The organism is Streptomyces sp. CS113, assembly GCF_002188365.1.
Lineage (GTDB): Bacteria > Actinomycetota > Actinomycetes > Streptomycetales > Streptomycetaceae > Streptomyces > Streptomyces tendae.
In genome coordinates this window covers 3,599,328-3,611,113 of record NZ_KZ195574.1, presented here as the reverse complement: position 1 = coordinate 3,611,113, position 11,786 = coordinate 3,599,328, and the positions used below count along the sequence as shown (strand labels likewise).

The following is an 11,786-nucleotide window of genomic DNA, read 5'->3' as shown; positions in this document are numbered from 1 at the left end:
AGAGCATGTCTGACCTGGCTCTTTAGCCACATCAGGCACCCCCTGTCTCCGTGCACGGAAGAGGGGCCGGTACGCGCGTAGTGAGTCCGAGCCCTCGGAAGGACCCCCTCTTGGCCGCCTCGCGCAATGCCTCGACCGCGAATACGAACAACGCTGCCAGCACCGCCCCGCTGCGCATCTCCTTTGCAAAGATCAAGGAGCCCCTCGAGGTTCCGAACCTCCTGGCGCTGCAAACCGAGAGCTTCGACTGGCTCCTCGGCAACGACGCCTGGAAGGCTCGCGTCGAGTCGGCTCTGGAGTCCGGTCAGGACGTCCCCACCAAGTCCGGTCTGGAAGAGATCTTCGAGGAGATCTCGCCGATCGAGGACTTCTCCGGGTCGATGTCGCTGACGTTCCGCGACCACCGCTTCGAGCCCCCCAAGAACAGCATCGACGAGTGCAAGGACCGCGACTTCACGTACGCGGCCCCGCTCTTCGTCACCGCCGAGTTCACCAACAACGAGACCGGCGAGATCAAGTCCCAGACGGTCTTCATGGGCGACTTCCCGCTCATGACCAACAAGGGCACCTTCGTCATCAACGGCACCGAGCGTGTCGTCGTGTCGCAGCTGGTCCGTTCGCCGGGTGTCTACTTCGACTCCTCCATCGACAAGACGTCCGACAAGGACATCTTCTCCGCCAAGATCATCCCGTCCCGGGGTGCCTGGCTGGAGATGGAGATCGACAAGCGCGACATGGTCGGTGTGCGCATCGACCGCAAGCGCAAGCAGTCCGTGACCGTCCTCCTCAAGGCCCTCGGTTGGACCACCGAGCAGATCCTCGAGGAGTTCGGCGAGTACGAGTCCATGCGCGCCACCCTGGAGAAGGACCACACCCAGGGCCAGGACGACGCGCTGCTCGACATTTACCGCAAGCTGCGTCCGGGCGAGCCGCCCACGCGTGAGGCCGCGCAGACGCTGCTCGAGAACCTCTACTTCAACCCGAAGCGCTACGACCTCGCCAAGGTCGGCCGCTACAAGGTGAACAAGAAGCTCGGCGCGGACGAGCCGCTGGACGCCGGCGTGCTCACCACCGACGACATCATCGCCACCATCAAGTACCTGGTGAAGCTGCACGCCGGTGAGACCGAGACGGTCGGCGAGTCGGGCCGGGAGATCGTCGTCGAGACCGACGACATCGACCACTTCGGCAACCGCCGCATCCGCAACGTCGGCGAGCTGATCCAGAACCAGGTCCGTACGGGTCTCGCCCGTATGGAGCGCGTCGTGCGCGAGCGCATGACCACCCAGGACGTCGAGGCGATCACGCCGCAGACCCTGATCAACATCCGGCCGGTCGTCGCCTCCATCAAGGAGTTCTTCGGCACCAGCCAGCTGTCCCAGTTCATGGACCAGAACAACCCGCTGTCGGGGCTGACGCACAAGCGTCGTCTGAACGCCCTCGGCCCGGGTGGTCTCTCCCGTGAGCGGGCCGGCTTCGAGGTCCGCGACGTGCACCCGTCGCACTACGGCCGCATGTGCCCGATCGAGACGCCCGAAGGCCCGAACATCGGTCTGATCGGCTCGCTCGCCTCGTACGGTCGCATCAACCCCTTCGGTTTCATCGAGACGCCGTACCGCAAGGTCGTCGAGGGCCAGGTCACCGACGAGGTCGACTACCTGACCGCCGACGAGGAGGACCGCTTCGTCATCGCGCAGGCCAACGCCACGCTCAACGACGACATGCGGTTCGCCGAGGCCCGCGTCCTGGTCCGCCGTCGTGGCGGCGAGGTCGACTACGTCCCCGGTGACGACGTCGACTACATGGACGTCTCGCCGCGCCAGATGGTGTCGGTCGCGACCGCGATGATCCCGTTCCTGGAGCACGACGACGCCAACCGTGCCCTCATGGGCGCGAACATGATGCGTCAGGCGGTGCCGCTCATCAAGAGCGAGTCCCCGCTGGTCGGCACCGGCATGGAGTACCGCTCCGCCGCCGACGCCGGTGACGTGGTCAAGGCCGAGAAGGCGGGTGTGGTCCAGGAGGTCTCCGCGGACTACATCACCACGACCAACGACGACGGCACGTACATCACGTACCGCCTGGCCAAGTTCTCCCGGTCCAACCAGGGCACCTCGGTCAACCAGAAGGTCATCGTCGCCGAGGGCGACCGGGTCATCGAGGGCCAGGTCCTGGCCGACGGTCCGGCCACCGAGAACGGCGAGATGGCGCTCGGCAAGAACCTGCTGGTCGCGTTCATGCCGTGGGAGGGTCACAACTACGAGGACGCGATCATCCTGTCGCAGCGCCTCGTGCAGGACGACGTCCTCTCCTCGATCCACATCGAGGAGCACGAGGTCGACGCCCGTGACACCAAGCTCGGCCCCGAGGAGATCACCCGGGACATCCCGAACGTCTCCGAGGAGGTCCTCGCCGACCTCGACGAGCGCGGCATCATCCGTATCGGTGCCGAGGTCGTCGCCGGCGACATCCTGGTCGGCAAGGTCACGCCCAAGGGCGAGACCGAGCTGACCCCGGAGGAGCGCCTGCTCCGCGCGATCTTCGGTGAGAAGGCGCGCGAGGTGCGCGACACCTCCCTGAAGGTGCCGCACGGCGAGATCGGCAAGGTCATCGGCGTCCGCGTCTTCGACCGTGAAGAGGGCGACGAGCTGCCGCCGGGCGTGAACCAGCTGGTTCGTGTCTACGTGGCGCAGAAGCGCAAGATCACGGACGGCGACAAGCTGGCCGGCCGCCACGGCAACAAGGGCGTCATCTCCAAGATCAACCCGATCGAGGACATGCCGTTCCTGGAGGACGGCACGCCCGTCGACATCATCCTCAACCCGCTGGGTGTCCCGTCCCGAATGAACCCGGGGCAGGTCCTGGAGATCCACCTCGGCTGGCTCGCCAGCCGCGGCTGGGACGTCTCCGGCCTCGCGGAGGAGTGGGCGCAGCGGCTCCAGGCCATCGGCGCCGACAAGGTCGAGCCCGGCACCAACGTCGCCACCCCGGTCTTCGACGGTGCGCGCGAGGACGAGCTGGCCGGCCTGCTCCAGCACACCATCCCGAACCGGGACGGCGAGCGCATGGTGCTCCCGACCGGCAAGGCGCGGCTGTTCGACGGCCGCAGCGGTGAGCCGTTCCCGGACCCGATCTCGGTCGGGTACATGTACATCCTCAAGCTCCACCACCTGGTCGACGACAAGCTGCACGCCCGGTCGACCGGCCCGTACTCGATGATCACCCAGCAGCCGCTGGGTGGTAAGGCCCAGTTCGGTGGCCAGCGCTTCGGTGAGATGGAGGTGTGGGCGCTGGAGGCTTACGGCGCCGCGTACGCCCTCCAGGAGCTGTTGACCATCAAGTCCGACGACGTGACCGGCCGCGTGAAGGTCTACGAGGCCATCGTCAAGGGCGAGAACATCCCTGAGCCCGGCATCCCCGAGTCCTTCAAGGTGCTCATCAAGGAGATGCAGTCCCTGTGCCTCAACGTGGAGGTGCTGTCCTCGGACGGCATGTCCATCGAGATGCGTGACACCGACGAGGACGTCTTCCGCGCAGCGGAGGAGCTCGGCATCGACCTGTCGCGGCGCGAGCCGAGCAGCGTCGAAGAGGTCTGACGGGAGTCAGGCGGGGCCTGTCACTCACAGGCCCCGCCGATCCCGCGACCCCCGTTTCAGACCACAGACTTACAACCCTGAGAGGGATTGACGCATAGTGCTCGACGTCAACTTCTTCGACGAGCTCCGGATCGGTCTGGCCACCGCTGACGACATCCGTCAGTGGAGCCACGGCGAGGTCAAGAAGCCCGAGACCATCAACTACCGCACCCTCAAGCCCGAGAAGGACGGACTCTTCTGCGAGAAGATCTTCGGTCCGACCCGGGACTGGGAGTGCTACTGCGGCAAGTACAAGCGCGTCCGCTTCAAGGGCATCATCTGTGAGCGCTGCGGCGTCGAGGTCACTCGCGCCAAGGTGCGCCGTGAGCGGATGGGCCACATCGAGCTGGCCGCTCCCGTCACCCACATCTGGTACTTCAAGGGCGTCCCGTCGCGCCTGGGCTACCTGCTCGACCTGGCGCCGAAGGACCTCGAGAAGGTCATCTACTTCGCCGCGTACATGATCACCTTCGTGGACGAGGAGCGCCGCACGCGCGACCTGCCCTCGCTGGAGGCCCACGTCTCCGTCGAGCGCCAGCAGATCGAGCAGCGCCGCGACTCCGACCTGGAGGCCCGCGCCAAGAAGCTCGAGACCGACCTGGCCGAGCTGGAGGCCGAGGGCGCCAAGGCCGACGTGCGCCGCAAGGTGCGCGAGGGTGCCGAGCGTGAGATGAAGCAGCTGCGCGACCGTGCGCAGCGCGAGATCGACCGCCTCGACGAGGTGTGGAACCGGTTCAAGAACCTCAAGGTCCAGGACCTGGAGGGCGACGAGCTGCTCTACCGCGAGCTGCGCGACCGCTTCGGCACCTACTTCGACGGCTCGATGGGCGCCGCCGCGCTCCAGAAGCGCCTGGAGTCCTTCGACCTCGACGAGGAGGCCGAGCGCCTCCGCGAGATCATCCGCACCGGCAAGGGCCAGAAGAAGACCCGTGCGCTCAAGCGCCTCAAGGTCGTCTCGGCGTTCCTCCAGACCAGCAACAGCCCCAAGGGCATGGTGCTGGACTGCGTGCCGGTCATCCCGCCGGACCTGCGTCCGATGGTGCAGCTGGACGGTGGCCGCTTCGCGACCTCCGACCTGAACGACCTGTACCGCCGTGTCATCAACCGCAACAACCGCCTGAAGCGGCTTCTCGACCTCGGCGCGCCCGAGATCATCGTGAACAACGAGAAGCGCATGCTCCAGGAGGCCGTCGACGCGCTCTTCGACAACGGCCGCCGCGGCCGCCCGGTGACGGGCCCCGGCAACCGTCCGCTGAAGTCGCTGTCCGACATGCTCAAGGGCAAGCAGGGCCGCTTCCGTCAGAACCTGCTCGGCAAGCGAGTCGACTACTCGGCGCGTTCCGTCATCGTCGTCGGCCCGCAGCTGAAGCTGCACCAGTGCGGTCTGCCCAAGGCCATGGCGCTGGAGCTCTTCAAGCCGTTCGTGATGAAGCGCCTGGTCGACCTGAACCACGCGCAGAACATCAAGAGCGCCAAGCGCATGGTCGAGCGGGGCCGCACGGTCGTGTACGACGTGCTCGAAGAGGTCATCGCGGAGCACCCGGTTCTGCTGAACCGTGCGCCCACCCTGCACCGCCTCGGCATCCAGGCCTTCGAGCCGCAGCTGGTCGAGGGCAAGGCCATCCAGATCCACCCGCTCGTCTGCACCGCGTTCAACGCGGACTTCGACGGTGACCAGATGGCCGTGCACCTGCCGCTGTCCGCGGAGGCGCAGGCCGAGGCCCGCATCCTGATGCTGTCCTCGAACAACATCCTCAAGCCGGCCGACGGCCGTCCGGTGACGATGCCGACCCAGGACATGGTCCTCGGTCTGTTCTTCCTCACCACCGACTCCGAGGGGCGTGGCCCCAAGGGTGAGGGCCGTGCCTTCGGGTCCGCCGCCGAGGCGATCATGGCGTTCGACGCGGGAGACCTGACGCTTCAGGCGAAGATCGACATCCGCTTCCCGGTGGGCACCATCCCGCCGCGCGGTTTCGAACCCCCGGTCCGCGAGGAGGGTGAGCCGGAGTGGCAGCAGGGTGACACCTTCACCCTGAAGACCACGCTGGGCCGCGCGCTCTTCAACGAGCTGCTGCCCGAGGACTACCCGTTCGTCGACTACGAGGTCGGCAAGAAGCAGCTCTCCGAGATCGTCAACGACCTCGCCGAGCGCTACCCGAAGGTCATCGTGGCGGCGACGCTCGACAACCTGAAGGCGGCCGGCTTCTTCTGGGCCACCCGTTCCGGTGTCACCGTCGCCATCTCCGACATCGTCGTCCCCGACGCGAAGAAGGAGATCGTCAAGGGCTACGAGGCGCAGGACGAGAAGGTTCAGAAGCAGTACGAGCGCGGTCTGATCACCAAGGAAGAGCGCACGCAGGAGCTCATCGCGATCTGGACCAAGGCGACCAACGAGGTCGCCGAGGCGATGAACGACAACTTCCCGAAGACCAACCCGGTCTCGATGATGGTGAACTCGGGTGCTCGCGGAAACATGATGCAGATGCGTCAGATCGCCGGTATGCGCGGTCTGGTGTCGAACGCCAAGAACGAGACGATCCCGCGTCCCATCAAGGCGTCCTTCCGTGAGGGCCTGTCCGTGCTGGAGTACTTCATCTCCACGCACGGTGCCCGTAAGGGTCTGGCGGACACCGCGCTGCGGACCGCCGACTCGGGTTACCTCACGCGTCGTCTGGTCGACGTCTCCCAGGACGTCATCATTCGCGAGGAGGACTGCGGCACCGAGCGCGGTCTCAAGCTGCCGATCGCCACGCGCGACGCGGACGGCACGCTGCGCAAGGCCGAGGACGTCGAGACCAGCGTGTACGCCCGCATGCTCGCCGAGGACGTCGTCATCGACGGCAAGGTGATCGCGCCGGCCAACGTCGACCTCGGTGACGTCCTGATCGACGCCCTGGTCGCCCACGGCGTCGAGGAGGTCAAGACCCGCTCGATCCTGACCTGTGAGTCGCAGGTCGGCACGTGCGCCATGTGCTACGGCCGCTCGCTGGCCACCGGCAAGCTGGTCGACATCGGTGAGGCGGTCGGCATCATCGCCGCCCAGTCCATCGGTGAGCCCGGTACTCAGCTGACGATGCGTACCTTCCACACCGGTGGTGTGGCCGGTGACGACATCACGCAGGGTCTGCCGCGTGTCGTCGAGCTCTTCGAGGCCCGTACCCCGAAGGGTGTCGCCCCGATCTCCGAGGCCTCCGGCCGCGTGCGGATCGAGGAGACCGAGAAGACGAAGAAGATCGTCGTCACCCCCGACGACGGCAGCGACGAGACGGCGTTCCCGATCTCGAAGCGTGCCCGTCTGCTGGTGGGCGAGGGCGACCACGTCGAGGTGGGCCAGAAGCTCACCGTGGGTGCCACCAACCCGCACGACGTGCTGCGCATCCTGGGTCAGCGCGCCGTCCAGGTCCACCTGGTCGGCGAGGTCCAGAAGGTCTACAACTCGCAGGGCGTGTCGATCCACGACAAGCACATCGAGATCATCATCCGGCAGATGCTGCGCCGCGTGACGATCATCGAGTCCGGCGACGCCGAGCTGCTGCCCGGCGAGCTGGTCGAGCGGACCAAGTTCGAGACCGAGAACCGTCGTGTGGTCCAGGAGGGCGGTCACCCGGCCTCCGGTCGTCCGCAGCTGATGGGTATCACCAAGGCCTCGCTGGCGACGGAATCCTGGCTGTCGGCCGCCTCCTTCCAGGAGACGACCCGAGTCCTGACGGACGCGGCGATCAACGCCAAGTCCGACAGCCTCATCGGCCTCAAGGAGAACGTCATCATCGGTAAGCTCATCCCGGCCGGTACGGGCCTGTCCCGCTACCGCAACATCCGGGTGGAGCCGACCGAGGAGGCCAAGGCCGCGATGTACTCGGCCGTCGGCTACGACGACATCGACTACTCGCCGTTCGGCACGGGCTCCGGCCAGGCCGTTCCGCTGGAGGACTACGACTACGGTCCGTACAACCAGTAAGCGGGCAGCTTGATACGACCGAAGGGCGGTCACCCCGAGCGGGTGGCCGCCCTTCGGCGTGCGCGGGCGTGGGGCAGAATCACGTGCGTCGTCCGATCTCCGCACCATCCGCCTTCCGGCCCTGGAGTTGTCGTGCTCGCGATAGGAATCTTCCTCGCCGTCATGGTGGGCGGCTCGTCATTGGTGCTGGGCACCAACCTGTACGCCCTGCGCAAGGCGAGGCGACTGGAGTCCGCGGGCACCCGCGTCGAGGGCGAATGCGTCGGCCACTACTGGCCGAGCGGCGGCTACGTGGGCGCCGTCTGCACGTACTCCGCCGGAGCCGGGCAGGAGCTCACGGTCCGCTCGTCGCGGTACTCCGTCCCGCCGGTGGAGGTGGGTGACGTGGTGGAGGTCGTTCACGAGCCGGGGCGGCCGGAGCGCGCGATGCTGCTGTTCGAGGCGACCCGGCGGGTGGGATACGACACGGCCCTGACGGCCGTCATGGGCGGGGTGTGGGCGGCGGCGGTGACGGGGCTGTTCTTCACGCTGTGACGGCGCCGCCGCGCCGCACGGCGCCTACGGCACGCCCAGTTCGAAGATGACGTAGTGGGCGTACCAGCCGGAGGCGATCGATGCCGTGGTGAAGAAGACGACCAGGCTCGGCAGCTTCAGGCGGCTCAGGGCCGCGGCCGGGGCCAGGAGGAGGGGGAAGGCGGGGAGCAGGTAGCGCATGGTGTTGCCGAACATCTGCTGGGTGCCCAGGACCGTGACGATCGTCGCCAGGGTGTAGGCGACCAGGACCAGCGGGGGCCTCTTGCGCAGCATCAGGGCGATGAGGAAGGGCAGCGCCAGGACCAGCTGGAGGGAGAGCAGGTCCGGGGTGGAGAAGGCGAAGGGGTAGTCGCTCCGGCCCACCGCGAGGTTGCGCAGCACGTCCCAGGTGTAGGCGCCGTAGTCGAAGAAGTGCGCCCAGCCCTCGCGCTGGAGGGTGAAGTAGGCCGTGGCCTCGCCGGTGCTGTACCCGACCCAGGCGATGTAGGAGAGCAGGCCGAGCGGCGCGACGAGCATCGCGTACACCGGGCCGCGTACGCCGTGCTCGCGTCGGGACGCGGGGCGGGCCAGCGTGACCAGGGCGGCGAGACCCACCGCGCCTATGAGGACGGCGGACGTGGGGCGGTTCAGGCCGGCGGTGAAGGCCAGCAGGCCCGCCGCCACCCAGCGGCCCTTCATCACGGCGTAGCAGGTCCAGGCGGCGATGGCGACGAACAGCGACTCGGAGTACACCGCCCACTCGACGCCCGCGCCCGGCGCCACCGCCCACAGCCCGGCCGCGACGGTGCCCGCCCGCGCTCCCGCGAGCAGCGAGATCACGGCGTAGATGCCGGCCGCGGCGATGAACGACGTGACGACGGAGACCAGGATGCCGGAGCCGTACAGGCCGAGGCCGGTGGACTCCGAGACCATGCGGATGAGGGCCGGGTAGAGCGGGAAGAACGCGACCGAGTTCTGCTGGACCGTGAACAGGCCGTCGCCGCCGAGCCGGACCAGGGAAGGGCTGTAGCCGTGCTCGGCGACCTGGAGGTACCACCAGCCGTCCCAGGTGGCCAGCACGTCCCACCAGTGGGCGCCGCCGCCGAAGCGGGGGTTCTTGCCCCGGAAGTCCCCGGCGTGGGTGAGGAGGGTGGCGAAGACCCCGAGGCCGACGAGTTTCGTGACGCCGTAGAGCGCCAGCGGGGCGAGGTAGGGGCGGGCGCCGGGCGGGAGGGCGGGGAGCCGGCTCCGCCAGGAGCGTGCCGCCTCCTCGCCCTCGGCCGGCCGTTCGCCGGTGCCGTCCGGCCCGTCCGTCACCGTGTCGTCGGCAGCCGTGTCCATGGCTGTCATCCCCCTCGGGCCACCCTCAACCGTCCATTGCTGCCATAAGATCGCACAAGAGTCGCACATCTGTACTCAAGGTCATGCGGAGGGAGGCGCGGTGCCCGAGGGACGGGACGCGGAGCGGCACGCACCGGTCGTGCTGTCGGTCGTCATTCCGATGTTCAACGAGGAAGACGTCCTGCCCGCGCTGGTCACCAGGCTCCGTCCGGTCCTCACGGAGCTGGGCGTCCCGCACGAGGTCGTGGCCGTCGACGACGGCAGCGGCGACCGCACGGCGGAGCTGCTCGACGCCTTCCGGCTGGGCTGGCCGGAGCTGCGCGTGGTCGCCCTGCGGCGCAACTCCGGCCACCAGGCGGCCCTCACGGCGGGACTCGACCGGGCCCGCGGCGCCTACGTGGTCAGCCTGGACGCCGACCTCCAGGACCCGCCGGAGAAGATCCCCGACATGCTGGCGCTGGCCCGCGCGGAGGGCCTCGACATCGTGTACGGGGTCCGTGCGGACCGCAGCAGCGACTCCGGGTTCAAGCGGCTGACGGCGGGCGTCTACTACCGGCTCATGCGGCGTCTGGCGGGCCCGTCGGTCCCCGCCCAGGCGGGCGACTTCCGGCTGCTCAGCCGGGCCGCCGTGGAGGCCCTCAAGGCCCTGCCCGACCAGCAGCGGGTGTACCGCCTGCTGGTGCCCTGGCTGGGCTTCCCGAGCGGGCAGGTGACGTACGAGCGCGCACCGCGTACGGCGGGCCGCACGAAGTATCCGCTGGGACGGATGATCCGCCTGGCGGTGGACAGCGTCACCGGCTTCTCCGCGGCCCCGCTGCGCATCGCCACCTGGCTGGGCGCCGGCGCCTTCGTGGTCTGCCTGGGGCTGCTGGTCTACACGCTGACCGCGTTCGCCCTGGGCCGCACGGTGCCCGGCTGGACCTCGCTGTTCACCGGCATCGTCTTCATCGGCGCCGTGCAGCTGGTCTGCGTCGGCCTGCTCGGCGAGTATGTCGGGCGCATATACACGGCCGTGCAGAACCGGCCGACCTATTTCGTCCGCCACGACACGGCGGCGGCCGTACCCGCGCCCGGCTCCCCACCCGGCCCCGCGTCCGGCCCCGGACCCGTACCTGCGCCCGGCTCCCCGCCCAGCCCCGCACCCGGCCCCGCACCCGGCCCCCCGCCCAGCCCCGCCGACTCGCTCGCCGAACAGGACAAAGTGGGATGAGCCGGGCGGCGATGCCGGTGTCGCCCATTTGTTTTGACCGCAGCGAATGCGCTAGGTACGCTCATACCTTGTGCCTGGGGTGTGCCCTGGCCCTCGTGCGTGTCTACAGCCGCACCGGGGCCGTGTGTGGCCACCGCATTTCGCGTCTCCTTCCGCCTCGCGGCCGGAGTTCGCGGCTTCGACACACCCGACCGCGTGGGTCGGCGACGTTCCAGGTTAGCTTCACCATTCGGCACACAGAAACCGGAGAAGTAGTGCCTACGATCCAGCAGCTGGTCCGGAAGGGCCGGCAGGACAAGGTCGAGAAGAACAAGACGCCCGCACTCGAGGGTTCGCCCCAGCGCCGTGGCGTCTGCACGCGTGTGTTCACGACCACCCCGAAGAAGCCGAACTCGGCCCTGCGTAAGGTCGCGCGTGTGCGTCTGACCAGCGGGATCGAGGTCACCGCTTACATTCCGGGTGAGGGGCACAACCTGCAGGAGCACTCCATCGTGCTCGTGCGCGGCGGCCGTGTGAAGGACCTGCCGGGTGTTCGCTACAAGATCATCCGCGGTTCGCTTGACACCCAGGGTGTGAAGAACCGCAAGCAGGCCCGCAGCCGCTACGGCGCCAAGAAGGAGAAGTAAGAATGCCTCGTAAGGGCCCCGCCCCGAAGCGCCCGGTCATCATCGACCCGGTCTACGGTTCTCCTCTGGTGACCTCCCTGATCAACAAGGTGCTGCTGAACGGCAAGCGCTCCACCGCCGAGCGCATCGTCTACGGCGCCATGGAGGGCCTGCGCGAGAAGACCGGCAACGACCCGGTCATCACGCTGAAGCGCGCTCTCGAGAACATCAAGCCGACCCTCGAGGTCAAGTCCCGCCGTGTCGGTGGCGCGACCTACCAGGTCCCGATCGAGGTCAAGCCGGGCCGTGCGAACACGCTCGCCCTGCGCTGGCTCGTCGGTTACTCCCGCGCCCGTCGCGAGAAGACCATGACCGAGCGTCTGCTCAACGAGCTCCTCGACGCCTCCAACGGCCTGGGTGCCGCTGTGAAGAAGCGCGAGGACACGCACAAGATGGCCGAGTCCAACAAGGCCTTCGCGCACTACCGCTGGTAGTCGCTACCCACATCGAGACCGAGAGAAGAC

General features: G+C 68.0%; 7 protein-coding genes. 6 read left to right on the top strand and 1 reads right to left on the bottom strand.

Annotated features, from left to right (window positions below; translation table 11 throughout):
• Nucleotides 1-110: 110 nt before the first annotated feature.
• The 3 genes from rpoB to B9W62_RS15730 all read left to right on the top strand — a co-directional run bounded on the left by rpoB (nt 111) and on the right by B9W62_RS15730 (nt 8,127).
• A complete protein-coding gene (gene rpoB, locus B9W62_RS15740) occupies nt 111-3,596 on the top strand; it encodes a DNA-directed RNA polymerase subunit beta (RefSeq protein ID WP_087807758.1) in 3,486 nt (1,161 codons plus the stop codon).
• 97 nt (nt 3,597-3,693) lie between these two features.
• Nucleotides 3,694-7,593, top strand: coding sequence for a DNA-directed RNA polymerase subunit beta' (locus B9W62_RS15735; RefSeq protein ID WP_087807757.1), 3,900 nt, complete (start codon nt 3,694-3,696; stop codon nt 7,591-7,593).
• A 132-nt stretch (nt 7,594-7,725) separates the two neighbouring features.
• Nucleotides 7,726-8,127: a DUF3592 domain-containing protein gene (locus tag B9W62_RS15730; protein ID WP_087807756.1), complete on the top strand. Its 402-nt coding sequence runs from the start codon at nt 7,726-7,728 to the stop codon at nt 8,125-8,127.
• A 24-nt stretch (nt 8,128-8,151) separates the two neighbouring features.
• On the opposite strand, the gene B9W62_RS15725 is transcribed toward B9W62_RS15730, so the two are convergent.
• Nucleotides 8,152-9,447: a glycosyltransferase family protein gene (locus B9W62_RS15725; protein ID WP_179235508.1), complete on the bottom strand. Its 1,296-nt coding sequence runs from the start codon at nt 9,445-9,447 to the stop codon at nt 8,152-8,154.
• 100 nt (nt 9,448-9,547) lie between these two features.
• Between B9W62_RS15725 and B9W62_RS15720 the strand changes: the two genes are divergently transcribed.
• The 3 genes from B9W62_RS15720 (at nt 9,548) to rpsG (ending at nt 11,756) form a co-directional block, all read left to right on the top strand.
• The gene (locus B9W62_RS15720) at nt 9,548-10,657 is read left to right on the top strand and encodes a glycosyltransferase family 2 protein (protein WP_087807754.1); all 1,110 of its coding nucleotides are present in this window, start codon (nt 9,548-9,550) and stop codon (nt 10,655-10,657) included.
• Between the two features lie 254 nt (nt 10,658-10,911).
• Nucleotides 10,912-11,283 carry a 30S ribosomal protein S12 gene (gene rpsL, locus B9W62_RS15715; protein ID WP_003948652.1) on the top strand — a complete coding sequence of 124 codons (372 nt, stop codon included), beginning with the start codon at nt 10,912-10,914 and terminating at the stop codon, nt 11,281-11,283.
• Between the two features lie 2 nt (nt 11,284-11,285).
• Nucleotides 11,286-11,756 (top strand): 30S ribosomal protein S7, encoded by a 471-nt coding sequence (gene rpsG, locus B9W62_RS15710; protein ID WP_003974303.1) that lies wholly within the window; start codon nt 11,286-11,288, stop codon nt 11,754-11,756.
• Nucleotides 11,757-11,786: the final 30 nt, after the last annotated feature.